The 23,137-nt window shown below is 66.3% G+C and carries 22 protein-coding genes; 3 read left to right on the top strand and 19 right to left on the bottom strand.

From position 1 onward, the window contains the following. The first annotated feature begins 16 nt into the window (after nucleotides 1-16). The gene (locus tag ACSQ19_RS03230) at nucleotides 17-1,423 is read left to right on the top strand and encodes a mannose-1-phosphate guanylyltransferase/mannose-6-phosphate isomerase (RefSeq protein ID WP_435999973.1); all 1,407 of its coding nucleotides are present in this window, start codon (nucleotides 17-19) and stop codon (nucleotides 1,421-1,423) included. 325 nt (nucleotides 1,424-1,748) lie between these two features. On the opposite strand, the gene ACSQ19_RS03225 is transcribed toward ACSQ19_RS03230, so the two are convergent. Together ACSQ19_RS03225 and ACSQ19_RS03220 are read right to left on the bottom strand one after the other, a co-directional pair. Further along, nucleotides 1,749-2,015 carry a GlsB/YeaQ/YmgE family stress response membrane protein gene (locus ACSQ19_RS03225; RefSeq protein WP_435999971.1) on the bottom strand — a complete coding sequence of 89 codons (267 nt, stop codon included), beginning with the start codon at nucleotides 2,013-2,015 and terminating at the stop codon, nucleotides 1,749-1,751. Between the two features lie 247 nt (nucleotides 2,016-2,262). Continuing rightward, nucleotides 2,263-3,753, bottom strand: a complete 1,491-nt coding sequence (locus ACSQ19_RS03220; protein ID WP_435999969.1) for a M20 family metallopeptidase — start codon at nucleotides 3,751-3,753, stop codon at nucleotides 2,263-2,265. A gap of 240 nt (nucleotides 3,754-3,993) precedes the next feature. On the opposite strand from ACSQ19_RS03220, the gene ACSQ19_RS03215 reads away from it, so the two are divergent. Both ACSQ19_RS03215 and ACSQ19_RS03210 read left to right on the top strand, forming a co-directional pair. Continuing rightward, the gene (locus tag ACSQ19_RS03215; RefSeq protein WP_296278382.1) at nucleotides 3,994-4,332 is read left to right on the top strand and encodes a ComEA family DNA-binding protein; all 339 of its coding nucleotides are present in this window, start codon (nucleotides 3,994-3,996) and stop codon (nucleotides 4,330-4,332) included. A gap of 284 nt (nucleotides 4,333-4,616) precedes the next feature. Then, a complete protein-coding gene (locus ACSQ19_RS03210; RefSeq protein WP_435999966.1) occupies nucleotides 4,617-5,207 on the top strand; it encodes a HutD/Ves family protein in 591 nt (196 codons plus the stop codon). A 9-nt stretch (nucleotides 5,208-5,216) separates the two neighbouring features. Here ACSQ19_RS03210 and ACSQ19_RS03205 read toward each other — a convergent pair whose 3' ends face one another. From ACSQ19_RS03205 to ACSQ19_RS03125, 17 genes are all read right to left on the bottom strand, one after another. Next, nucleotides 5,217-6,863, bottom strand: a complete 1,647-nt coding sequence (locus ACSQ19_RS03205; protein ID WP_435999964.1) for a sulfite reductase subunit alpha — start codon at nucleotides 6,861-6,863, stop codon at nucleotides 5,217-5,219. Continuing rightward, on the bottom strand, nucleotides 6,860-7,852 hold the full coding sequence (locus tag ACSQ19_RS03200) for an FAD:protein FMN transferase (RefSeq protein WP_435999962.1): 993 nt from the start codon (nucleotides 7,850-7,852) through the stop codon (nucleotides 6,860-6,862). Before ACSQ19_RS03200 ends, ACSQ19_RS03205 begins: the two co-directional genes overlap by 4 nt. Before the next feature lie 45 nt (nucleotides 7,853-7,897). After that, nucleotides 7,898-8,710, bottom strand: coding sequence for a DUF4198 domain-containing protein (locus ACSQ19_RS03195; RefSeq protein ID WP_435999960.1), 813 nt, complete (start codon nucleotides 8,708-8,710; stop codon nucleotides 7,898-7,900). Nucleotides 8,711-8,739: 29 nt separating this feature from the next. After that, nucleotides 8,740-9,270, bottom strand: coding sequence for a DUF2271 domain-containing protein (locus tag ACSQ19_RS03190; protein WP_435999958.1), 531 nt, complete (start codon nucleotides 9,268-9,270; stop codon nucleotides 8,740-8,742). A 22-nt stretch (nucleotides 9,271-9,292) separates the two neighbouring features. Then, on the bottom strand, nucleotides 9,293-9,928 hold the full coding sequence (locus tag ACSQ19_RS03185) for a PepSY-associated TM helix domain-containing protein (protein ID WP_435999956.1): 636 nt from the start codon (nucleotides 9,926-9,928) through the stop codon (nucleotides 9,293-9,295). A gap of 106 nt (nucleotides 9,929-10,034) precedes the next feature. Continuing rightward, nucleotides 10,035-12,416, bottom strand: a complete 2,382-nt coding sequence (locus ACSQ19_RS03180; RefSeq protein WP_435999954.1) for a TonB-dependent receptor domain-containing protein — start codon at nucleotides 12,414-12,416, stop codon at nucleotides 10,035-10,037. Between the two features lie 91 nt (nucleotides 12,417-12,507). Then, nucleotides 12,508-12,963: a hypothetical protein gene (locus tag ACSQ19_RS03175; RefSeq protein ID WP_435999952.1), complete on the bottom strand. Its 456-nt coding sequence runs from the start codon at nucleotides 12,961-12,963 to the stop codon at nucleotides 12,508-12,510. Between the two features lie 102 nt (nucleotides 12,964-13,065). Beyond that, nucleotides 13,066-13,752 carry a Fe2+-dependent dioxygenase gene (locus ACSQ19_RS03170; protein WP_435999950.1) on the bottom strand — a complete coding sequence of 229 codons (687 nt, stop codon included), beginning with the start codon at nucleotides 13,750-13,752 and terminating at the stop codon, nucleotides 13,066-13,068. 64 nt (nucleotides 13,753-13,816) lie between these two features. Continuing rightward, nucleotides 13,817-16,108, bottom strand: a complete 2,292-nt coding sequence (locus ACSQ19_RS03165) for a TonB-dependent receptor (RefSeq protein ID WP_435999948.1) — start codon at nucleotides 16,106-16,108, stop codon at nucleotides 13,817-13,819. 145 nt (nucleotides 16,109-16,253) lie between these two features. After that, a complete protein-coding gene (locus tag ACSQ19_RS03160; RefSeq protein ID WP_435999946.1) occupies nucleotides 16,254-16,625 on the bottom strand; it encodes a hypothetical protein in 372 nt (123 codons plus the stop codon). A gap of 96 nt (nucleotides 16,626-16,721) precedes the next feature. Further along, complete coding sequence (locus ACSQ19_RS03155; protein ID WP_296278848.1) at nucleotides 16,722-17,054, bottom strand: non-heme iron oxygenase ferredoxin subunit; 333 nt, start codon at nucleotides 17,052-17,054, stop codon at nucleotides 16,722-16,724. Continuing rightward, entirely contained in the window at nucleotides 17,051-17,590 is a 540-nt protein-coding gene (locus tag ACSQ19_RS03150; protein ID WP_435999944.1) for a GNAT family N-acetyltransferase, read from the bottom strand. Before ACSQ19_RS03150 ends, ACSQ19_RS03155 begins: the two co-directional genes overlap by 4 nt. Nucleotides 17,591-17,629: 39 nt before the next feature. Next, on the bottom strand, nucleotides 17,630-18,877 hold the full coding sequence (locus ACSQ19_RS03145) for a cysteine desulfurase (protein WP_435999942.1): 1,248 nt from the start codon (nucleotides 18,875-18,877) through the stop codon (nucleotides 17,630-17,632). Continuing rightward, nucleotides 18,874-20,136, bottom strand: coding sequence for a Fe-S cluster assembly protein SufD (sufD, locus tag ACSQ19_RS03140; protein ID WP_435999940.1), 1,263 nt, complete (start codon nucleotides 20,134-20,136; stop codon nucleotides 18,874-18,876). The genes ACSQ19_RS03145 and sufD overlap by 4 nt, the downstream gene beginning before the upstream one ends. Next, nucleotides 20,136-20,900, bottom strand: a complete 765-nt coding sequence (gene sufC, locus ACSQ19_RS03135) for a Fe-S cluster assembly ATPase SufC (RefSeq protein ID WP_299346176.1) — start codon at nucleotides 20,898-20,900, stop codon at nucleotides 20,136-20,138. The genes sufD and sufC overlap by 1 nt, the downstream gene beginning before the upstream one ends. Nucleotides 20,901-21,058: 158 nt before the next feature. After that, nucleotides 21,059-22,498 carry a Fe-S cluster assembly protein SufB gene (gene sufB / locus ACSQ19_RS03130; protein ID WP_299346178.1) on the bottom strand — a complete coding sequence of 480 codons (1,440 nt, stop codon included), beginning with the start codon at nucleotides 22,496-22,498 and terminating at the stop codon, nucleotides 21,059-21,061. A gap of 15 nt (nucleotides 22,499-22,513) precedes the next feature. Next, nucleotides 22,514-22,975: an SUF system Fe-S cluster assembly regulator gene (locus ACSQ19_RS03125; RefSeq protein ID WP_299346181.1), complete on the bottom strand. Its 462-nt coding sequence runs from the start codon at nucleotides 22,973-22,975 to the stop codon at nucleotides 22,514-22,516. Nucleotides 22,976-23,137: the final 162 nt, after the last annotated feature.

Below are 23,137 nucleotides of genomic sequence, written 5' to 3'. Positions count from 1 at the left end.
GACTTGCGAGGCTTGCATGGCCCCTCTCCAACCCGTGCTGCTGTCCGGCGGCTCCGGCACGCGCCTGTGGCCGCTCTCGCGCGAGGCCTATCCCAAGCAGTTCCTGCCGCTGGCGGGCGACGACACGATGGTGCAGGCCACGTGGCGCCGCGTGGACGCCATCGCCGGACTTGCGCCCATCGTCGTCGCGAACGAGGAGCACCGTTTCCTGGTCGCAGAACAGCTGCGGCAGATCGGCGCGCCGGTACCGTCGATCCTGTTGGAGCCCGTCGGCCGCAACACCGCGCCCGCGATTGCGGCCGCCGCGTTGCAGGCCATGTCGGGCGGTTCCGACCCGCTGCTGCTCGTGCTGCCGTCCGACCATGTGGTCCGCGACGTGGCAGGTTTCCAGCGCGCCGTGCGCGAAGCCTCGGCGGCCGCGGAGTCCGGTGCGCTGGTGACGTTCGGCATCGTGCCCGATGCGCCCGAGACCGGCTTCGGCTATATCCATGCGGAGTCCGGCGAGGGCCTGCGCAAGGTGTCGCGCTTCGTCGAGAAGCCCGACGCCGCCACCGCCCGGTCCTACCTCGATGCCGGCGGCTATTACTGGAACAGCGGCATGTTCCTGTTCCGCGCCAGCCGCTATCTCGAGGAGCTCGCGCGCTTCCGCCCGGATATCGTGGAAGCGGTGCGTGCGGCCCATGCAGGCGCGCGGCACGACGGCGACTTCGTGCGCCTGGACCGGGACGCCTTCGCCGCCTGTCCTTCCGACTCCATCGACTACGCGGTTTTCGAAAAGACCGCACATGCGATGGTGCTGCCGGTCGATATCGGCTGGAACGACGTCGGCAGCTGGTCGGCACTGTGGGAAGTGGCCGAACGCGATGAACACGGCAACGCGCATCACGGTGACGTGATCGCCGTGGACAGTCGCAACAGTTATGCCTACGCGCAACGGTTGGTCGCGCTGGTGGGCGTGGACGACATCGTGGTCGTCGAAACGGATGATGCGGTACTGGTCGCTCGCAAGGACCGGGTGCAGGACGTCAAGCAGGTCGTCGCCCGGCTCAAGAAGGAGCAGCGCAGCCAGGCCATCCTCCATCGTGAGGTGCATCGGCCGTGGGGCAGCTACGATTCCGTCGACAACGGCGGTCGCCACCAGGTGAAGCGGATCAAGGTGAAGCCAGGCGCCGCGCTGAGCCTGCAGATGCACCATCACCGTGCCGAGCACTGGATCGTGGTCAGCGGTACCGCCAAGGTGACGCGGGGCGACGAGACATTGCTGCTTTCGGAGAACGAAAGCACCTACATTCCCCTCGGCGTGAAGCACCGGCTGGAGAATCCCGGCAAGGTGCCGCTGGAACTGATCGAAGTGCAGTCGGGCAGCTATCTGGGGGAAGACGACATCGTGCGCTTCGAGGATGTCTACGGCCGCAGCCAGTAAACAGGCGTGTTGCCGAGTCCCGACGGACTCGCCGGCACGCTTCGCGTTCGCGTTCGCTGGCGCTTGCCCTCCCCGCAGCGCGTCCACGCTCTGGCGCCCCGCGGGTCCAGACTGACGTTGTCCTCCCGTGCATCGCTCTCGCCGACGCTGACGGACAGCAGGCCCGCGCGACCTCGAAGCGCGATGCGGTGAGGCTTGCCGCTGACCCTGTGGCTCGCCCTTAACGATTGCCGCAGCAGGACGGCTTGGTCTCGCGCCTGGCGTTTCGTAAGGTTGAAAAAAAGAATGCCCCGTGAGGGGCATTCGATTGCGCCGGGATGAAGCGTCAGCGCTTCTTCTTCATCATCGCATATATCACCAGCAGCACGATGGCGCCGACGACGGCGGCGATGAAGCCCGCCGGTTCACCGGGACCGTACCAGCCCAGTTGCATGCCGACGAAGCGCGCCAGCAAAGCACCCAGGATGCCCAGCACGATGGTCATGAAGAAGCCGAGCTTGTCGTTGCCCGGCTTGAGCGCCCGTGCGAGCAGGCCGGCGAGGAAGCCGATCAGCAAGGTCCAGAGGATGCCACCGCCAAAGATCTGTTCCATCGAAAAACTCCGGTTGGGAAATGGGGGCCTGCGCAGCGTAACCCAGCCATCGCCCAAGCGGTTGCTGGCAGAGGAGGCGAAGTGGAGCCTCAGGCGGTCGATGTGAAGTATCCGCAGCGTCATGTAGAGGCGACGTGAGTCGCGCCGCACTCTCCACGCCGCGATGCGCACGTCGTCTTCGATGTCGTGCCGGAACGACGAAGGCCGGGTTGCCCCGGCCTTTTGCGCATGACGACGCCCGTGCGAATCAGCAGCAGCCGTGATCACCGTGCTGTTCGCCACCCGCCACCGCAGCCACGCCCGTGGTCTCGCCACGCACGCTCGCAGCGTGGTGTTCGGCGATCACGCGTGCGACGCAGGCGGTGACTTTCTTGCCCATGGGGATGTGCAGGAACTCGTTCGGGCCGTGCGCATTGGAATGCGGGCCCAGCACGCCGGTGATCATGAACTGCGCGCCGGGAAACTTCTCGCCCAGCATGCCCATGAAGGGAATGGTGCCGCCTTCGCCCATGTACATCGCCGGTTTGCCGAAGAACTCCCGGCTGGACGCATCGATGGCGTTCTCCAGCCACGGCGACATCGCCGGCGCGTTCCAGCCGGTGCTGGCCTTCTCCAGGTCGAGGCTGACCTGCGCGCCGTTCGGCGGATCCTTTTCCAGCAGGTCCTTCAGCAACTGGCCTGCCTGCTTGCCCTCCAGCGTGGGCGGCAGGCGCAGCGACAGTTTCACCGATGTGTAGGGGCGCAGGACGTTGCCCGCCGATGACAGTGGCGGCATGCCGTCCACGCCGGTGACCGACAATGCGGGGCGCCACGTGCGGTTGAGTACCAGTTCGGCCAGGTCTTCGGCCATCGGCGTCATGCCGGGCAGGAACGGGAACTTGTCGAATACCGCCGTGTCCAGCACACGCGCGGCTTCCTGCGCCTGTGCGACGCGGGCGGCGGGAATCTCCGCCTGCAGGCCGTCCGGCAGGATGCGACCGGTCTGCTCGTCCTCCAGGCGCGACAGCAGCTGGCGCAGCAGGCGGAAGCTCGACGGCACCACACCCGACGCGTCCCCGGAATGCACGCCTTCCTCCAGCACCTTCACGGTGAAGTTGCCGCCGGCCAGGCCGCGCAGCGACGTGGTGCACCAGAGCTGCTCATAGTTGCCGCACCCCGAATCCAGGCAGACGACGAGCGAGGGCTTGCCGATGCGGTCGGCCAGATGATCCACGTAAGCGGGCAGGTCGTAGCTGCCCGACTCTTCGCAGGCTTCGATCAACACCACGCAGCGCGCATGCGGCACGCCCTGCTGCTGCAACGCCTGGAGCGCCGCCAGCGACCCGAAGATCGCGTAGCCGTCATCCGCACCACCTCGGCCGTAGAGCTTGTCGCCCTTGATGACCGGCACCCACGGGCCAAGGTCGTCGTCCCAGCCGGTCATTTCCGGCTGTTTGTCCAGGTGTCCGTACAGGAGCACGGTGTCGGCCCCCGTCTCCGGCCCGCTGGCGGGAACCTCGATGAAGATCAGCGGCGTGCGGCCCTCCAGGCGGATCACCTCCACCTGCATGCCCGGCACCGGCTGCGCCTTGGCCCAGCGCTCCATCAGTTGGACGGCCTGCTCCATGTAGCCGTTGGCCACCCAGTCCTTGTCGAACATCGGCGACTTGTTCGGGATGCGGATGTACTCGACCAGCTGCGGGACGATGTCGTCATCCCATTTCTCGGCAACGTAACGGTCGACTTTGGCGGTATCCATGGCAACTCCGGGCACTGAAAGGCAGGTCGCCATTCTACGCCTGGCCCGGTGTAGGACTTTTCCTACAGCCGGCTGCGGCGTTTACGGGCAGATTCGCCCGTGCATGGGCGATACCGTGGCAGCTGTCGGGATTGGACACTTTCCCTACCGCCGCAGGCCATGCGCTGCCGGCGGAAACATGCCGGATGCCGTGACGCATCCCGCATGCATGGAGAGTCCAATGCCACAAGGAGAGTCGTCATGAAGTCGTTCATCCAGATCGTGTTCGCCACCGCGCTGTCGCTGCTGTTCGCCATGCAGGCGATGGCGACGGAGAGGGTCAACATCAATACGGCCGACGCGGCCGCGCTCGATCGCGTGCTGGTCGGCGTGGGGCCTGCCAAGGCGGCTGCGATCGTCGAATACCGCAAGACGAATGGCCCGTTCAAGAGCGCCGAGGAGCTGGCGATGGTGAAAGGGATCGGCTTGAGCACGATCGAGCAGAACCGCGAACGGATCGAACTGCGGACAGGCGCGACCCCGGCAAGCAAGCCGGCGGCCGCCGCTGCGAAGCCCGCCAAACCGGTGGCGCGACGCTGATCGAATCCCGCGCCTGGCGTCCTCACAGGACGTGCGGCGCCAGGCGCAGGGGCAGGAGGCCAAGGGAAACAGGCAGGAAGCCGACAAGGACGTACCTACACCGCGCAGGATGCGCAAGGGTCAGGAGCGGGCAGGAGCCTGATACCGGCAGGATGCCGACACGGACGTGGACATCGCCCGGGAGCGCAGGATGCGCGCCCGGGCGATGTCGTTTCCGGGTCGCGCTTCGCGTAGCCGGCAGAGGGACCGGCTAGAATCGCGCCGCGCCCTCACACGGAAACACCATGCCGGCATCGTCATGCCTCATTCCTGCGAACGAGTACCGTCGTGATCGCTGGAAGAACGGTCTCGGATGGACGCGCGAGATCCTGCGGGTTCCCGACAGCGATGCGTGGGACTGGCGATTGTCGATCGCCGAGATCGAGCATGACGCGGCGTTCTCTTCATTTCCCGGCATCGAACGCGAACTGGTGCTGCTCCGCGGGAACGGACTGCGCCTGCGGTTCGGCGATGGACGGGTGGTCGACGTGATGCCGCCGCACGATCGCGTGCGGTTCGCCGGCGAAGACAGCGTCACCGGCGAACTGATCGATGGCGTGACGCACGATTTCAACCTGATGTGGCGACGCGGTCGCGTGCGGGCCGAACTGCTGCATCGTCCGCTGGTGGGGACGATGTTGTTCTTCACACGGCCGGGCGTGCACTGGGTCATCCACCTGATCGCCGGCCAGGCGACCTTCGATGACGCCAGTGGCCTTGGCCCGCTGTGGAGCGGCGATACGGCCATCCTGGTGCCTGGCGAAGGCCGCGAGCGCTACGCGCTCCAGGGGGGAGGGGAGTTGCTGGCTATCCGCATCGAGGATGGCGCCGGCTGAGGCCACGGGTCAGTACACGTCGCGGCGATAGCGTCCCTCGGCGCGCAGTATGTCGACATGATCCTCGCCCAGAAGGCTGCACAGCGCGGCCTCCACCTCGGGGGCCATGCCGGCCAGGCTGCCGCAGACGTAAACCACGGCACCTTCCGCAATCCACTGGCGCAACCGGTCAGCGCGTGCCAGCAACGCATGCTGGACATGGCGATGCTCGCTGCCATCGCGCGAAAACGCCAGGTCGAGATGCTCGAGCATTCCGTTCGCATGCCAGGCCAGCAATTCATCTCCGTGGAAGAAGTCGTGCGCGCGCTGGCGCTCACCGAACAGCAGCCAGTTGCGCGCAGCACCCGCTTGCACGCGTGCCCGCAGGTGGGCGCGCAGGCCGGCGAGGCCGGTGCCGTTGCCGATCAGGATCATCGGCACGTCAGGCGAGGGTGGGTGGAAGTTCGGATTGCGCCGGATGCGAAGGGCGATCGCATCCCCTGGCTGTGCGTACCTGCACAGCCAGCCGCTGCCCAGGCCAGGCAAGCCATCGGCGCGCTGCATCATGCGTACCAGCAGGTGCACGCCGCCATCTGCTGGAAGGGAGGCGATGGAGTACTCGCGGTGCGGAAGCGGCGTGCAGGCATCCGCCAGCGCCTGTGCGTCCGTTGCGGTGGACATCGTCGCAAGATCGGGCCAGCGGGTGCGCGCCAGAACGGATGCCAGCGGCTGCACTTCGTCCTGCCAGCGCACCTTCGCATTGCCCGGCTTGTCGATGCGGCGCAGTACCTCTTCGACATCCCCCGTGGCGCGGCGCGGCCCGATCTCGGCGATGTCTCCCGCCGTCCAGGACGGCAAGGTGCCCTCCGCGGGCTCCAGCACGAGGTGAAAAGCAGGCCTGCCCACGCTGCCCGGATTCAGGTGGACGCGGTTCCGCAGCTGCCACGAGCCGTAGCGGGGCGGCGCCCAGTCCGGCGCTTCGTTCCCGTTGCCGAGCTGGCCGATGTGGTGCTGCCAATGGCGCAATGCGCTGTCGTCGGCGTTGTCCACCTCGACAAGATCGAACAAGGGTTTTGCATGGTGCTTCCGCAACCAGTCATCCAGCTGATGGCCGAAGGCACAGAAGTGGTCGTACTCGCGGTCGCCCAGCGCCAGCACCGCGTACTGCAGGTTGTCCAGCGACAGCGACAGTGGCATCACCCGTCGCACGAAACCGAGTGCAGGGTCGGGCGGATCCCCCTCCCCGGTGGTGCTGACCACGAAGAGGGCCCGCGTGATGCCGGCCAGTCGCGTTTCATCCAGGCGTTCCAGTGCGGCGCGCTGCACGCTCACGCCGCCCTTGCGAAGCGCCGCTCCCGTCAGGTCCGCCAGCTCCATCGCAAAGCCGGTCTGGCTGGCATGCACCACCCAGATGGCATCCTGCGGAACGCGCGGGGCCGGGCGCGCCGAGCGGTCGCGGGCGCGCGCCCGGTACAGGCACGCGGCGACAAGGCCGACATACGCCAGCACCGCCGCGACCGCGGCTTGGCGCCGGATCGTCGACGGCATGGCCTGCCACCCTTCGGCGTCGTGCAGGCCCCCGAGCCACCAGGCGCATGCGACCAGCAGCGCCATCGCACATGCATTCCCGATCAGCGGGGCAATGCTCCGTCGCGCGCTGGCGGATGTCGCACTCATGCGGCGAGATGCTGTTCGAAGGCGGGCGTCAACGATTCCCGCAGACCGTCGGCAGTGCGATGCAGGAACCGCGCGGCCAGGCCATGCCGAAGCGCGAACGCGTGGCCTTCATGGGGACCCATCACCGTCAGCGCGGTCGCCCAGGCGTCGGCATGCATGGCATCGGCAGCGACCACGGTCACCGCAGCGGCGGCATCCGTCACCGGTTCGCCACTGCGCGGATCGATCGTGTGGGAGTAACGACGACCATCCTGTGCATAGGCGTGCCAGCAGTCCCCGGACGTGGCGACCGCAACGCTCTCCAGCCTCAGCACGCGCGGCGCCATGCCTTCGCTGTCGGCTTCTTCGTCGGGCGACGATTCCACCAGTACCCGCCACGACTGCCCATCCGGCTTCCGGCCGTAGCCGTACAGCTCGCCGCCGACCTCGACGAGTGCGGCGTCGATGCCGCAGCGCTGCAGCAGGCCGGCGACCAGGTCCACGCCATACCCCTTGGCGATGGCCGACAGATCCAGCATCACGCCACCGGGTTGGCGAAGTCGGCGCTGCTCGGCGTCGAGCCGCAGATGTTGCCAGCCGACCCTCGCGCGCGCCTCGACCAGGTCCACGTCCGCCGGACGACGGCGGTGGCCGGCGTGCGCGCCGAAGCCCCATACCGCCACGAGCGGCGATACGGTCGGATCGAATGCCCCTCCACTGCGTGCTGCGACATCGAATGCCGCAGCGAGCACGCGTAGCAGGTCGTCCTGCAGGTCAAACCATTGGCCGGGCGCACAGCGGTTGAAACGCATGATGTCCGCGTCTTCCTCCCACGTGCTCATCTGGGCCACGACGCGGTCGAGTTCCGCCTGTACCGCATCATGCAGCGCATGCGGATCGGTGCGCACCGCGCTGCCGTACTGGACCGACCACGTCGTGCCCATGGTATGCCCGCGCAATGCGTGCACGGGCGTGGGGGAAACGGGGGGCGAAGAGAGGGGGGTGTTCATGTCGATGCACGACGCCGGACGAGCGTCCGGCAACGTGGGGTCGGCTTATTGCGGCAGCACTTCCAGCGTGGCGACATAGCTCAGGCGGCGCTGCTTGGCCTGCGGCACCGTGGTCTTGTCGTCCTGGGTGCCGGTTTCCAGCCAGTACATGCCGGCTTCCGGCCAGGTCACGCTGAACTCGCCGTCGGCGTTGGTGGTGACCTTGATCTCATCCTGCGCGTTCCGGTAGCGCGTTCCGCCGCGGGTGATCTCGAACTCCAGCCCCGCGGCGGGCTTGCCGTCCACCAGCATCCTGAACGTGGCGGCCTCACCGGCGAACAGGTCGTTGGGATGCGTGACCGGCACCAGTTCGATGCCCGTGCCCGTGGCCTTCAGCGCGGTGTCGTTCGGCGAACCGTTTGTCACGAACGTCTCGATGCGGCCGATCGATTCCGACACCTGCAGGTTCTTCGCATCCTTCGGCACCTTGGTGGCCAGGTCTTCCGGCTTCGCGCCGCGTAGGCCGCCCGGCTTGCCGTCGGCGCCTTCCCAGCGAACCATCAGGTTCCTGTTGACGGTCGCGATGCGATAAGTGCCTTGCTGTTTCAGCTCGACGTCGAACACGGTGCGGTACTTGCCCGTCGCCAGGTTCTGCGCCTCGACAGTAGACCCATCCGGCGCGGTGATGACCAAGCCTTCGGTGCGCAGCGGTACGTGGTTGAAGTAGAAGAGGTCATTGGACACCGCGGCATCGACCGTGATCCATGGGTTGGTACCGGCGATGACAGTCTGCGAGGGTTGCAGCCACGCCTTGTGCGCCAGCGCACTGGCGGGAATGGCGGAGGCCAGGACGATGGCTACGGCGAGGGAACGCTTCATCGGAATCTCCAGCGGATAGAGGGAAAGGATCAGGGCTTGACCGTCAGCGTGACGGCGCCCAGTTCGGTGGCGCCCTGCGCCTTGCCCGACTGCGCTGCGCCCTTGGCGGGCCAGGTGAAGGGAATCTTCAGCAGTTCACGGCCACCGACTTCGCGCGCGGCCTCGACGACCAGGGTGTACTGGCCGGGCGCCAGCTTGGCCAGGTGCTGTTTGTCGCTGAAGCTCAATGCGTGCTTGCCGACCGGCCTGGTGGGCCCGGTCACGCCATCCACCGGCACCTGCAAAGAGCGCCCGGACTTGCGCCACCACTGGCGCATGTCGGGCAGCCATTTGGTGCCATGGCCTTCCGAATTGCTCGTCTGCTGGTACCAGACCGACAGGTTGGCGGCGACCTTCTGGTCCGCGCCTTCGATCCACACGGCGACATAAGGCCGGTGGTATTCGGCCACATTGAGCTTGGGGATCTCGACAGTGACGTCAAGCGCGGCGGCGTAGGCCGGCGTGGCCAGCAGGCCGCTGAGCGCGATGGTCAGGGTGGTGTGGACGGCGATCTTCGACATGCGGGTTTCCGGAAGAAGAGGGTCAGTGGATGAAGAGCAGCGCAATGAGCAGGGGCACCAGCAGGCCGAGCCCTACCATCGGCCAGGTCATGCTGCGCTGCCTGCCATGGAGGTACAGCAGGAACAGCCCGGTGATGCAGAACACCAGGCAGGCCACGGCGAAGATGTCCAGGAACCATCCCCATGCCGGCCCGGCGTTGCGGCCCTTGTGGAGATCGTTGAAATAGGAAATCCAGCCGCGGTCGGTCCGCTCGTATTCCACGGCGCCGGTCTCGCGGTCGATGCTCAACCAGGCATCGCTGCCGGGGCCGGGCATGGAGAGGTAGAGCTCCACGTCCGACCATTCAGCCGGTCGCGTGCCGATGGCGACCGACAGCTCCTTTTCCAGCCACCTCGCGACGGTGGCTGGCAGGGGCGCATTCCCGTCCTGACGGTCGCCAAGTGCCGCAAGGATCGGGGCGGGCACGGTCGTCGTGATGTTCTCGACGTCGGGTGTGGCTTCGATCTTCGATGCGTGGTTCAGCGTGATCCCGGTGATCGCGAACAGCAGCATGCCGATCAGGCAGACGGCCGAGCTGATCCAGTGCCATTGGTGCAACGTGCGCAGCCAGAAGCCGCGGCGCTGTTGCGGGAGGGCAGGGGAGGCGGAAGGGGACAACGGCTTTCTCGGCGCAGATGAAGCGGGCGACCATTACATCACAGATGAGAATCGCTCTCAATTGACTGGCGTTCGCGGCGGACACGACCGCGCACGCGCTCGCACGTCAGAAGCTGACGTTGAGGCTCAGCCACAGGTTCCGTGACTTGTCCTTGTTGTTGTAATCGTCGAGGTAGGACACTTCGTTGGAGGTGTAGATGCCGTCGTTATCGAGGTCGGTGAAGACGGTCTGGAACGTGGTGAAGTCCTCGTCGAGCAGATTGTTGATGCGGCCGGACAGCGACACGTGTTCGTTGAAGCGGTACTGCGCCCCCAGGTGCAGCACGGTGTAGTCCTGGTAGTCGCGGCGCACGCCGTTGAGGGTGTCGCGGTAGCGCCTCGAGCGGGCCTCCGCCAGCAACTGCATGCTGAACGCGTCGGTCGCCTGCCAGTTCAGGCTGGCATTGGCCATGTGGCGCGCGGTGTTGGTGAGGGGCAGGCCCTTCTGCGCTCCACTCAGCTGCTCGCTGTCGGTAAACGTGTAGTTGGCGCGCAGTGAGAGGCTGCCACTGATGCCCCATCGGCCTGCGATCTCGACGCCCTGGATGCGCACTTCGTCGATATTGATGTTCTGCGCATACGTGGTGTAACCCAGCAGCGCGTAGTCCCCCAGGTTGGCGCAGGGGCGGACGCCCCCCGTCTGCTCGCAGCTCAGGCTGGTCTCGCCGCGCGCGATCTTGTCGTCGAAGTCGTTGCGGAACATGGTGATGTTGAAGTTGTGCGCGTCGTCCGGCGAGGTCCAGTACAACGCGATTTCGCTGTTGACGCTGGTTTCGGGCTGCAGGTCCGGGTTGCCGACGAAGGGCGTGGTGCCCTGGCCCCCGAATCCGGTGACGCCGTCGTAAAGGTCGGTCGTCTTGGGGGTCTTGAAGCCCGTGCTGACGCCGCCCTTCAGGGTCCATGCGCTGCTGACATCCCATACGGCATAGGCACGGGGACTCAACTGGCCGCCGAACACGTTGTGGTCGTCATGGCGCAGACCCAGTGTGATGGTGAGCCTCTCTATCGGCGTCCAGTTGTCCTCCGCAAACAGCGACCACATCTTGTGTTCCTGTACGGTACCGGCGCCATCGCCGCCCCCTTCCATGCCGAAGACGCCGTCCTGCAGTTCACCGTCGATGACCTGGCTTCCGACGATGAATCGATGTGCGTCACCGACAGCGAAATCCAGCTTTGCGTCCAGCGTGTACTGGCTGCTCTCCATGGTGCGTTTCGGACGAGGCAGGAACGTCGCGAGGGCCAACTGCTGGCGTTGCGCGCGCGTCTGCCCGGCGTAAGGGCCGGTGGCGCAGGTGGCCGCGTTGTTGCAGTAGATGTCACGGTGCAGCAGGCGCTCGGCCACCGTGAAGGGGAGGGTGCGTCCATGATTGCCGGTGTCGATGTGCGCCAGCGACACGAAGCTGGTGCCGAAGGCCCACTGGCCGTTGTGCGTGACCGACCACTGGTCGCGGGTGAACTCCTGGTCGGCCGCGTAGCCTACCTGCGGCGCCGCACGCCAGATGCCTGCCAGGCCATCCACGGTACCCAGCGGATATGTTTCCGTGCCCAGGTTGTTGATGTAGGGCGTGTTGTCGTAGACCTGTTCGGAGGTGTCGTAGTCGAAGGTGACGCTTTGGAGATCCGTCGGCGTCCAGCTCAGCGTGATCCCCGCGCTCTTGTTGGTGTTGTCCACGGTCTTGCCGCCACCTCCGAAGCCCAACGCGCGTTCGAACACCGTGCCATCCGGCGCGGTGATCGTTTCGTACTCCGGCGTCGACGCATTGCGCTCATACCAGGAGCCGCGTACGCCAACGCCCAGGCGATCCTGCAGCAGGGGTCCCATCAGCGCGAAGTCGAGCGTGGTGTCGCTGCCGAAATCGCTGTTCTCCTGGATGCCGTGGCCGAGCGTGGCCGACCCGCGCCAGCGATCCGAGACCTTGCGAGTGATGATGTTGATCACGCCGCCCAGCGCATCGGCGCCGTACAGCGTCGAGGCGGGACCGCGGATGACTTCGATGCGCTGGATCATGTCCAGCGGCGGAATGTGGTTGAACTGGTTGCCGCCGAACGAGTTCGGGTAGATGTCGCCATGATTGTTCTGGCGCTTGCCGTCGATGAGGATCAGGGTGTAGTCCGGCCCCATGCCGCGGATGCTGATCGTCTTCTGCCCGGTCTTGTCCGAGGTTTCGCCGACGTCCACGCCTTCCAGGTCGCGCACGGCGTCGATCAGCGTGATGTAGGGGCGCTTGCGCAGTTCTTCGGCGGTGATCACGCTGATGCTCGCGGGCGCATCGGTGATCTTCTGCTCGAAACCGGACGCGGTGACGACCACGGCGTCGAGTTCGGTGGCCTCCGCCGCACCTTCAGGCACGGGCTGGGCCAGCGCGGGCGCGCACACCAGGACGACAAGGGCGAGCGCAAGGCGGGTGTGGCGCGGCGGCGCCTGCAGGGAGCTGCAAGAGAGGTTCATGAAGGGCTTCGCAGGGATGAAGAAGGAGGCGCATCACGCGGACAATGGCGCGACGCGGACCGCACGCCGTGCCTCGCACGGCCGGCGAGGATCAGGCGACGCGCGGTGGCGCCTGGCCGGGATGCAAGCGCCGTGTGGCGTCGGGGCGAAGCATCGGCGTGGTGTTCGACAGAGGCGCGCGCGACGCTCGCGTTCCTTCGGACGAAACGGTGAGAGCGTGGCCGGCCAGGAATGCCGGCGCCGGCGCGGCAGCGCGGGAGGCGGACCCAGTCCAGACCTTCAGCGCGCTGACACGAGGCTTCTTCAGGTGCGGTCCGCGATACGGCATCACCGGTGGCGGATCGCCGTCCTCGGCAGCGCTTGCGAGGGTTGTCGGCGTGCCGGACCCGGCGGCGTCCAAGGCTTTGACATGGCCACTTCCCAGCGAAAGGCTGATCGCGGCATGGAAGACCACGATCGCCAGCAGGCCCAGCAGACGGCAGTACAGTCCCGCGCGGGCCTGTGGCGCGCGGCTCTGTCCGACGATGGAGGCGAATGCTTGGAACACCTGACTTCCCCGGCGGCGAGCCATGGCGGCCCACCGGACACGGCGAATCTTAAATGAGAATACTTATCAAATGCAAACAAGGATGGATCTTGTTTAGATGGGTCAGACCTCCGCCCATTGCCGCAGCAGGTTGTGGTACACGCCGGTCAGCTGCACCAGCGCAGGGTGCTCGGGCACGTCGGCAGTCAGGCGACGGATGGAGACATCCAGCTCGAACATCAGCCGGCGATGGCCATCGTCGCGCACCATGCTCTGCAGCCAGAAGAACGAAGCCACGCGCGCGCCGCGCGTCACCGGCGTCACCCGGTGCAGGCTGGTGCCGGGGTAGAGCACCATGTGGCCGGCCGGAAGCTTCACGCTCTGGGTGCCGAAGGTGTCCTCGATGATCAGTTCGCCGCCGTCGTAGTCTTCCGGTGCACTCAGGAAGAGCGTGGCGGAGAGATCCGTGCGCACCGGGTCCACGCCGCCGCGGCTGCGGTCGTAGCGGATCGCGTTGTCGACGTGGTACCCGAAGGACTGGCCACCGGCGTAGCGATTGAACAGCGGCGGATAGATGCGCCTGGGCAGCGCCGCCGAGAAGAAGGTGCTGTTGCGCGAGAGCGCGTCGAGGATCAGTGCGCCGACGTCCCGCGCGGCCGCCGAATCCTCCGGCAGCTGCGCGTTGTCCTTGGCCTTGGCCGACTGGTAGCCCGCGGTGATGCGGCCGTCCGCCCAATCGGCGGTATCCAGCCGCGCCCGTGCTTGCGCGACCTGCGCGGGAGTCAGGACATCCGGGATCGCCAGCAACATGCGGTTCGCCTCGAAAAGAAACCCCGCCCATTGTGCATGGGCGGGGTGGTATCGCGTGGGTGACTCAGAACCGGAACGTGGCCGTCAGCACCGCCGAGCGGCCTTCGCCCGGATTGGCCCAGCCGTTGCCGGCGGTCACCACGCCAGCACCGTTGACGGTCAGGTTGTTGCGGATACCGGTGTAGTACTCCTCGTCGAACAAATTGCTGACGTTGAGCTGCAGGCCGATACGTTCATTGATCTGGTAACCGACCATCGCACGGTGGACCCAGTAGGCTTCCGTCTTCAGGTAGGCCGTTGCAGAGGAGTTGTTCGGATAGAAACTGCCCTGGTAGGTCGCACCGTAGCCGAAGGTCCAGTCGCCCAGTTCGTACGTGCTCCAGAGGCTCGCCGAGTGGCGCGGTGTCTGGGTCAGTTCGTGGCCCTTGACCGGATCCGTGGCGGCACCGTCCGCTGCGTTCTGCAGGACCTCGCTGTCCAGGAACGTGTAGTTGGCGAACACCGCCCACTCGCGCGTGATGTTGCCGGCCACGCCCAAAGCGATACCGTCCACGCGCACCTTGCCGTCTAGCACCTGCTCCGGCTGCAGCGGGTCGACGCTCGCCACCTTGTAGTTCTGGCGCTCGTTGCGGAACAGTGCGGCGGTTACCGCAAGGCGGTTCTCCAATACGTCCCACTTGGTGCCGAGCTCGATGTTGACCGCGGTTTCGGGATCCACATTGCACGTCACCGCGCTGCAAGCGCCATTGACCGACGCCTTCGACGGCGTCTTGCTGTTGGCGTACGACAGATAGACGCTGGCGTTGTCGACTGGCTTGTACACCAGGCCCGCGCGATACGAGAACAGATCGTCCTCGTTCTCGAAGACGCCGCTCACGCCAGTGATCTGGCCCGTGGTGGAGACGGCGTAGTTCACCGTGTCGCCTTCGTTGTGCTCGTAGCGCGCGCCCAGGTTCAGCAGCCATTGGTCGCCAAACTTCAACGTATCGAACACGTACACCGTCTGGTTGTTCAGGCTGCCCTCGGTGCGGCCGGTACGGAAATAGTTCTGCGGACCGGCCCAGATGTTGTACGGATTGTCGAAGTTCTGGATCGGGTAGGTGATGCCCGTCGTGGATCCGTCGGGATTGCGGAAGGTCGTGCCGGTGTCCAGTTCGAAGTCCTCCTTGCTGAAGGACATGCCCACGACGACGTCATGGCGCACGGCGCCCGTGCTGAAGCTGGCCGTCAGGTCCGTCTGGCTGTGGGCGATGAAATTCTCGGTGTCGCGTACCAGTCCACGCGGGCCACCATTCGGATTCCATGTGCCCGCCGGCTGACCCACGCAGGCCTGGCCGGTATAGGGGTTGGTGTTGTTCGACAGGCACCACGAACCCTGCAGTGCAGTGGCATTGGTGTACTGCTCGACCCGCTGCAGGCGACCCAGGCTGCGCAGGGTCACGTGGTCGCCGAAGTCCATTTCGAACACACCGGTCAGCATGTCGACGTCGCTTTCCTGACGCGACGTGTTCCGATAACCGAAATACGTTTCGCGATCCACGCCCGGCAGGGGGCCGTCGTTGAACGGACTCAATGCGAACGGGACGCCGTACTGCGGCATGTTGTTGTCGTGCTGGTGCAGGTAGCTCAGCGTGAAACGGGTGTCGGAATCCAGGCCGAACGCGATCGACGGCGCAAAACCCCAGCGGTGCTTGAATTCTTCGTCGCGCCCGGGTACGTCCTGGGTATGCCCCATCGCGTTCAAGCGGACGGCGATGCCGTTCTCGAAGTCGACGTTGCTATCGGCGGTCACGCGGCTGTACTTGTCCGAGCCAGCGCCCACGGTGAACGTGTTGAAATCGCCCTCGCGTGCGGTCTTGCTGACCAGGTTGATGGTGCCGCCGACGGAGCCGGCACCGGACATGGCGGAGTTGGCGCCATTGATCAGTTCGATCGACTCGAGATTGAACGTGTCGCTGCGCGTGTACTGCGCACTGTCGCGCACGCCATCGGTGGTGATGTCGCTGCTGGCAGTGAAGCCGCGCAGGTTGATGCTGTCGCCATAGCCGCCGCCGCCTTCGCCGGCACCGAAGGTGATGCCGGGCAGCGTGCTCAGCACGTCCTTCAGGCCCAGCAGGTTCTGTTGCGCCATGACGTCGCTGGTCACCACGGTGATCGTCTGCGGCGTGTCGAGCAGGGGTTCGGTGTACTTCGGCGAGCTGGCCTTCTGGACGCGCTCACCGTGCACCTCGACGGTGTCCAGTTCCTTGGCCTGCATGGCGGCGTCGGCAGGAATCTCGCCGCCCGGAGCGGCAAGGGCAGGGGTGCTGAGGGCCAGCAGCAGGGCAGCGGCGAGGGGAGAGTGGCGCAGATTCATGAGCATCCTCAGGTGCAGGAAGGGAACACCCGGTGGCGAAGGCTGGCGGGAGAGATCGGTGGCGAGGGGGAATGCGCGCCTCGGCGGCGCCGTGATCGTTCGAGCATCGTCGCGGCCACTTGCCGAGCGGCCCGCGAGAAGCGGATCAGGTGAAGGGCGGCGGCCCGCGTCCGGGCGAACGGACGCGACGCGAAGCCGGGGCGTCCGCATGCCGGTTATCGGCACGCGCGAGCTGCGGTGCGGTCGCGACACAGCGTCGAACGATGCAGTCGCCGTCGGCTTCGGACTCTGCCGGCATCGGCAGGCTTTCGACCATGTATCCGGCGGGAGACGCGGACGTGTACCCGCTACGGTGCGGGCCGTCCATGTCGGGTTCGTACTGGGCAGCCGAAGACCATGGCGACGCGCCCCGGAGATCCGCGCCAGTGGACGCGACGAACAGGCCTGCGAGCACGAACAGGCTCGCCCACAGCAGGCAGCCTGACAGGATCGAAAGAGGGCGGACTTCGCGCAGCACGGGGTCTCGATGGGTCGGCTGCGACAGCCTGTCGCAGCGGTGCGACAGGATAATGAGAATGATTTGCGATTACAACAGGCGCGCCAGCGGCTTGGGTCAGTCGCGATCGTCACGCGTCCAGACGCCGCCGTGTTCGATGCGAGTCGGGAACTTGGGAACGGGCGAATACGCCGGCGCACACAGGGCACGCCCATCCCTGACATCGAACCGCGCGCCGTGCAGCACGCACTCGATGCTGGCGTCCTTCGGGTCGAAGGTGCCGGATGACAGCTCGAAATCCTCGTGGCTGCACTTGTCCTCGAGGGCGTACAGCGTGCCCTCGTGATTGACGACGAGGATCGGCGTACCCGTGACCTCGTCGAAGACGGTTTTCATTTCGCCGGGCAACAGCTCGCCCGTGGCACAGACAAAGGTCCAGGTCTCGCTCATGCCGCGGCTTCCGTCAGAGGCTTCTCGAGGACTTCGAAGCGCAGATCGTCGCGCTTCGGTATGCCGAAGCGCTCGTCGCCGTAGGGGAAGGGCTTCTTGGTGCCGGTTCGCACATAGCCGCGGCGTTCGTAGAACGCGATCAACTCGTCACGGATGTCGATCACCGTCATCCGCATCGCGGGCAATCGCCATTCGTCGCGCGCCACGCGTTCGGCTTCCGCCAGCATGGCCTTGCCGACGCCACCGCCCTGCAGGTCGGGCCGCACGGAGAACATGCCAAAGTAGCCCGCACCCTCGTCTTCCGCCACGTGCGCGCAGGCCAACAGCAGGCCATCGCGTTCGGCCAGCAGGATGCGGCTGCGATCGCGTTCGATGTCGCGGGCGAGCACGTCCGGATCGATGCGCTGGCCATCGAGCATGTCGGCTTCGGTGGTCCAGCCCTGCTTGCTGACATCACCGCGGTAGGCAGAGGTCACCAGTGCGACGAGGGCCGGAATGTCGGCGGGGACGGCGGAGCGGAAGGTCAGGGTATCCATGCCGCCCATTGTAGGGCGGCAACCCCTTCTACCCCAGCGTCAGGCCAGCAGGCTGCGCGCTTTCTTCAGGGCCGCGATGAAGCGCTCGACATCCTCGTGCGAGTTGTAGAACGCGAACGAGGCCCGCAGGGTGGCGGCGACGCCGAAGAACTGCAGCAAGGGATGCGCGCAATGCTGGCCGGAGCGGACGGCGACGCCCTCCAGGTCCAGCAACGTGGCCAGGTCGTGCGCATGCGCCCCTTTGATCAGGAAGGAAATCACCGCCGCCTTGTCGGGCGCGCGGCCGAAGATGCGCAGGCCCTCGATCCGGTCCAGTTCCTCGGTGGCGTGCGCCAGAAGTTCGGCTTCGCGGGCTTCGACGTTGGCCATGCCCAGCGCATCCAGGTAGTCCACGGCCGCGCCCAGCCCGATGAAACCCGCGATGTTGGGCGTGCCGGCTTCGAACTTGTGCGGCGGGTCGTTGAACACCGTGCCGTCGAAGCTCACTTCCTTGATCATCTCGCCGCCGCCGATGAACGGCGGCATAGCCTGCAGGTGTTCCTTGCGCGCCCACAGGGCGCCGGTGCCGGTGGGCCCGCACATCTTGTGGCCGGTCAGCGCGTAGAAGTCGCAGCCGATGGCGGCGATGTCGACCGCGCGATGCGGCACGGCCTGGGAACCATCGACGACCGTCGTGATCCCGCGCTTGCGTGCCTCGCGGCAGATATCGCGCACCGGGTTGACTGTGCCCAGCACGTTCGAAGTGTGGGTGATCGCCAGCAGCTTCACATCACCGGTCATCGCGGCGTGCAGCGCATCGAGGTCGAGCGTGCCGTCGGCGTGGATTTCCGCAACCTTGATGGTCGCGCCGGTGCGCTGGGCGACCAGTTGCCAGGGCACGATGTTGGCGTGGTGCTCCATGCGCGACACCAGGATCGTGTCGCCGGCCTTCAGGCGCGGCAGCGCCCACGAGTAGGCCACCAGGTTGATCGCGAAGGTGGTACCGCTGCACAAGACCAGCTCGTCCGCGCGCACGTTGAGGAAGCGCGCCAGCGTCTTGCGGGCGCCTTCGTAGGCTTCCGTTGCCTCCGTGCCCAGCGTATGCACCGCACGGCTGACGTTGGCGTTGTGTTGGCGATAGAAGTCGTCGGTCGTCCGGATCACCGACACCGGCTTCTGGCCGGTGTTGGCGCTGTCCAGGTAGATGAGCGGCTTGCCGTTGACCTGCCGCGCGAGCAGGGGGAAGTCCTCGCGGACGCGTGCCCAATCGATGGCGGTGCCGGCATCTGTCACGACTTCGCGGTTCATCCCGCCTCCAGCGCCGCCAGCGCGGCATCCACGCGGGCGAGCAATGCATCGCGCACGTTGGCGTCTTCGATCACGCCCAGCGGTTCGCGGCAGAACGCGGTGGTCAGCAGCTGTCGCGCTTCCGGCTGGGTCAGGCCGCGCGAGCGCAGGTAGAACAAGGCATTGGCATCGAGCTGGCCGACGGTGGCGCCGTGGGCGGCCTTCACTTCGTCGGCGTGGATTTCGAGCACCGGCTGGGTGTCGATTTCGGCGTTGTCCGACAGCAGCAGGTTCTTGTTCGACAGCGCAGCATCGGTGCCGTCAGCCCCTTCGCGGATCAGGATGCCGCCATGGAACACCGCGCGGCCACGCCCGGCGCCGAGTCCGCGCCATGTCAGTTCGCAGGCTGTGTCCCGACCGATGTGGTCGATGCCCAGGCGGGTGTCGACGTGGCGTCGTCCGCCGGCCAGCAGTACGCCGTTCGCCGCAAGGCGCGCGTTGTCGCCTTCCAGGCGCACGTTGAGTTCATGGCGGGACAATGCGCCGCCCAGTTCCAGGTCCACGCGCCGGTAATCGGCATCGCGTGCCAGTACCGCGTCGGTGCGGAGCAGCGTGGTGGCGCGGTCGCTGTCCGTCTGCACGCGGGCGTGCGACAGCGTGGCGCCGGCAGCGAGATGCACGTGGCTGAGCGTGTTGATGAAGTGCGCGTGTGGCGTGGCGGCGAGGTGGTGCTCCACCACCGTCAGCGAGGCGCCCGCGCGCAGTTCGATCAGATTGCGCAGGTGCCAGGCGCGATCGGCGCCGTCGTCGGTGCCGATGAAGACCAGGTGGAGCGGTTTTTCGCTGCGCACATCGGCTTCGGCGCGCAGCAGCAGGCCTTCGGTCGCCAATGCGGCGTTGAGCCGGGCGAAGACTTCGTCGGTGCGCTCGAAACGACGCTGCAGGAAGCGCGCCGCATCGCCGCCGTCGGCGAGCGCCTCGGACAGCAGCTGCAGGCTGACGCCGTCCGGCAAATCGGTGGTCAGCGACAGCGCCACCGAGTAGCGGCCGTTGACGAACACCGCGCGCGGCGCCGGGATGTCGGCTAGCAGCATCGGGTCCAGCGACGGCAGCGCATCGACGGCCGCGAAGCTGCGGCGTTCCAACTGGCGCAGCGAGGTGTACTTCCACGCTTCGGTGCGCGGGCCGGGCAGGCCGTCGCGCAGCGCCTCGTCGAGCACCGCGCGGCGCGCGGCGTCGCCGCTGAAGCCGGCGGACAGGGAGTCGAGCAGCGCGCTCATCAGGCGGCCTGCTCCGGGGCGACCCGGTCCTTGATCCAGGCGTAGCCGTGCTGTTCGAGTTCCAGCGCCAGCTCCGGGCCGCCGGTCTCGACGATGCGGCCGCCGGCCAGCACGTGCACCACGTCCGGCTTGATGTAGTCGAGCAGGCGCTGGTAGTGGGTGATGACCACGAACGCGCGGTCCGGGGAGCGCAGCGCATTGACGCCATCGGCGACGTTCTTCAGCGCGTCGATGTCCAGGCCGCTGTCGGTCTCGTCGAGGATCGCCAGCTTCGGTTCCAGCACGGCGAGCTGGAAGATCTCGTTGCGCTTCTTCTCGCCGCCGCTGAAACCTTCGTTGACGCCACGGTGCAGCAGTTCGTCCTTCAGGTGCAGCACGGCCAGCTTCTCGCGCACCAGCTTGAGGAACTGCATCGAATCCAGTTCCGACTCGCCGCGCGCCTTGCGCTGGGCATTGAGCGCCGCGCGCAGGAAGTAGGTGTTGTTCACGCCCGGGATCTCGACCGGATACTGGAACGCCAGGAACACGCCAGCGGCGGCGCGCTCTTCCGGTTCCAGTTCCAGCAGCGGCTTGCCGTCGAACTCGACGCTGCCGGCGGTGACCTCATAGCCCTCGCGGCCGGCCAGGATGTTGCCCAGCGTGGACTTGCCGGCGCCGTTGGGGCCCATGATGGCGTGCACTTCGCCCGGCTTCACCTCCAGCGAGAGGCCCTTGAGGATGTCCTTGCCGGCGACGCTGGCGTGGAGGTTATCGATCTTCAACATGGTGCGTTTCCAGTTTGATTGCTTGAGCCCCTCTCCCACCGGGAGAGGGGTTGGGGTGAGGGTTCGGCGAAGTCCGGATGGTCTGGACGTCATTGGCTCCGCCGCACCCTCATCCGGCGCTTCGCGCCACCTTCTCCCCGAGGGAGAAGGGGACTCTGCTACCCGACGCTGCCTTCCAGCGATACTTCCAGCAGCTTCTTGGCTTCCACCGCGAACTCCATCGGCAGCTCGCGGAAGACCTGCTTGCAGAAGCCGTCGACGATCATCGATACCGCGTCTTCCTGACTGATGCCACGGGCACGGCAGTAGAACATCTGGTCGTCGCTGATCTTGGAGGTGGTGGCCTCGTGCTCCAGCGTCGCGGTGGGGTTCTTCACTTCGATGTAGGGGAAGGTGTGCGCACCGCACTTCTTGCCGATCAGCAGGCTGTCGCACTGGGTGTAGTTGCGCGCGCCGTCGGCGTTGCGGTCCACTTTCACCAGGCCGCGGTAGGTGTTCTGGCCGCGGCCGGCGCTGATGCCCTTGCTGACGATCTTGGACTTGGTGCGCTTGCCCACGTGGATCATCTTGGTGCCGGTGTCGGCCTGCTGGCGGTGGTGGGTCAGCGCGACCGAGTGGAACTCGCCCACGGAGTCGTCGCCCAGCAGCACGCAGGACGGGTATTTCCAGGTGATCGCCGAACCGGTCTCCACCTGCGTCCACGTCACCTTGCTGCGGTCGCCCCGGCATTCGGCACGCTTGGTGACGAAGTTGTAGATGCCGCCACGGCCCTCCTCGTCGCCCGGGTACCAGTTCTGCACCGTCGAGTACTTGATCTCGGCGTCTTCCAGCGCGACCAGTTCCACCACGGCGGCGTGCAGCTGGTTCTCATCGCGCATCGGCGCGGTGCAGCCTTCCAGATAGGAGACGTAGGCCTTGTCTTCGCAGATGATCAGCGTGCGCTCGAACTGGCCCGTGTGGCCCGCGTTGATGCGGAAGTAGGTGCTCAGTTCCATCGGGCAGCGCACGCCCTTGGGGATGAACACGAAGCTGCCGTCGGAGAACACCGCCGAATTGAGCGCGGCGAAGTAGTTGTCGCCCACCGGCACCACGCTGCCCAGGTACTGCTTCACCAGTTCGGGATGTTCGTGGATGGCCTCGGACATCGAACAGAAGATCACACCCTTCTCGGCCAGTTCCTTGCGGAAGGTGGTGCCGACGGAGACCGAATCGAACACCGCGTCCACCGCCACGCCCGCCAGCTTCGCGCGCTCGTGCAGCGGCACGCCCAGCTTGTCGTAGGTGTCCAGCAGTTCCTGCGGCACCTCGTCCAGCGAGGCGTACTTCGCCTTCGGTGCGCTGTAGTAACTGATGGCCTGGAAATCGATCGGACCGATCTTCAGCTTGGCCCAATGCGGGGCCTGCATGGTCAGCCAGTGGCGGTAGGCGGCCAGGCGCCATTCGGTCATCCATTCCGGCTCGTTCTTCTTCGCCGACAGGGCGCGGACGACGTCCTCGTCCAGGCCGGGCGGCAACGAATCGGATTCGATGTCGGTGATGAAGCCGGCGTCGTAGCGACGTCCCAGCTGTTCCAGGATTTCAGCGTTCTCGGTGGCCATCGGGCTGCCTACGGTTCAGCGGGTCGCGACCTGCACGGCGATGGATCGCCTGCGCACGTCGTCGGAAGAAGAGGGGGGAGGCGCGACCATCTGCGCCAGGGTGAAGCCGCGCAGGGCGTCGGCCACCACGTCGTTGATCAGGCGCCAGTTCGCGCGCGCACCGCATTTCTGTGCGATGCCGCACTGGCTTTCGCTCTGGCTGCATTCGGTCATCGCGAGCGGGCCTTCCATGGCTTCCACAATTTCCACCAGGGTGATCTCGGCCGCGTCGCGGCTCAGGCGGTAGCCGCCGTGCACGCCCCGCAGACCTTCCACCAGGCCGGCCTGCGCAAGCGGCTTCAGCACCTTGCTGACGGTCGGGGTTTCCAGGCCGGAATGTTCGGCCAGGTCGGAGGCACTGAGCACCTGGCCCGGCCGGGCGGCGAGCACGGTCAGGACCACGGTGGCGTAGTCGGTCAGCTTGGTGACGCGGAGCATGGGGGAGGGAACTCGGAAAACGTACCGAAATTGTACGCTTTCAGGCCGGCCGGCTCAAACTCCGGGGTTCTGCCTGTTCAGGCGAGGCCGCTCCGGCTGACGAATGTCACCCGCGATGGTTGACGGCTGCGACTGATGCGGCGACCCGCATATCGGGAACAT

Source organism: Pseudoxanthomonas sp. LjRoot127, assembly GCF_964253495.1.
Lineage (GTDB): Bacteria > Pseudomonadota > Gammaproteobacteria > Xanthomonadales > Xanthomonadaceae > Pseudoxanthomonas_A.
The sequence above is the reverse complement of the archived record's forward strand: the minus strand, read 5'-3'. Positions and strand labels throughout refer to the sequence as shown.

Bases quoted from the DNA above. Each gene is read 5' to 3' on its own strand.
- ACSQ19_RS03230 (WP_435999973.1), top strand. From the start codon at position 17: ATGGCCCCTCTCCAACCCGTGCTGCTGTCCGGCGGCTCCGGCACGCGC.
- ACSQ19_RS03225 (WP_435999971.1), bottom strand. From the start codon at position 2,015: ATGGAACAGATCTTTGGCGGTGGCATCCTCTGGACCTTGCTGATCGGC.
- ACSQ19_RS03220 (WP_435999969.1), bottom strand. From the start codon at position 3,753: ATGGATACCGCCAAAGTCGACCGTTACGTTGCCGAGAAATGGGATGAC.
- ACSQ19_RS03215 (WP_296278382.1), top strand. From the start codon at position 3,994: ATGAAGTCGTTCATCCAGATCGTGTTCGCCACCGCGCTGTCGCTGCTG.
- ACSQ19_RS03210 (WP_435999966.1), top strand. From the start codon at position 4,617: ATGCCGGCATCGTCATGCCTCATTCCTGCGAACGAGTACCGTCGTGAT.
- ACSQ19_RS03205 (WP_435999964.1), bottom strand. From the start codon at position 6,863: ATGAGTGCGACATCCGCCAGCGCGCGACGGAGCATTGCCCCGCTGATC.
- ACSQ19_RS03200 (WP_435999962.1), bottom strand. From the start codon at position 7,852: ATGAACACCCCCCTCTCTTCGCCCCCCGTTTCCCCCACGCCCGTGCAC.
- ACSQ19_RS03195 (WP_435999960.1), bottom strand. From the start codon at position 8,710: ATGAAGCGTTCCCTCGCCGTAGCCATCGTCCTGGCCTCCGCCATTCCC.
- ACSQ19_RS03190 (WP_435999958.1), bottom strand. From the start codon at position 9,270: ATGTCGAAGATCGCCGTCCACACCACCCTGACCATCGCGCTCAGCGGC.
- ACSQ19_RS03180 (WP_435999954.1), bottom strand. From the start codon at position 12,416: ATGAACCTCTCTTGCAGCTCCCTGCAGGCGCCGCCGCGCCACACCCGC.
- ACSQ19_RS03170 (WP_435999950.1), bottom strand. From the start codon at position 13,752: ATGTTGCTGGCGATCCCGGATGTCCTGACTCCCGCGCAGGTCGCGCAA.
- ACSQ19_RS03165 (WP_435999948.1), bottom strand. From the start codon at position 16,108: ATGAATCTGCGCCACTCTCCCCTCGCCGCTGCCCTGCTGCTGGCCCTC.
- ACSQ19_RS03155 (WP_296278848.1), bottom strand. From the start codon at position 17,054: ATGAGCGAGACCTGGACCTTTGTCTGTGCCACGGGCGAGCTGTTGCCC.
- ACSQ19_RS03150 (WP_435999944.1), bottom strand. From the start codon at position 17,590: ATGGATACCCTGACCTTCCGCTCCGCCGTCCCCGCCGACATTCCGGCC.
- ACSQ19_RS03145 (WP_435999942.1), bottom strand. From the start codon at position 18,877: ATGAACCGCGAAGTCGTGACAGATGCCGGCACCGCCATCGATTGGGCA.
- sufD (WP_435999940.1), bottom strand. From the start codon at position 20,136: ATGAGCGCGCTGCTCGACTCCCTGTCCGCCGGCTTCAGCGGCGACGCC.
- sufC (WP_299346176.1), bottom strand. From the start codon at position 20,900: ATGTTGAAGATCGATAACCTCCACGCCAGCGTCGCCGGCAAGGACATC.
- sufB (WP_299346178.1), bottom strand. From the start codon at position 22,498: ATGGCCACCGAGAACGCTGAAATCCTGGAACAGCTGGGACGTCGCTAC.
- ACSQ19_RS03125 (WP_299346181.1), bottom strand. From the start codon at position 22,975: ATGCTCCGCGTCACCAAGCTGACCGACTACGCCACCGTGGTCCTGACC.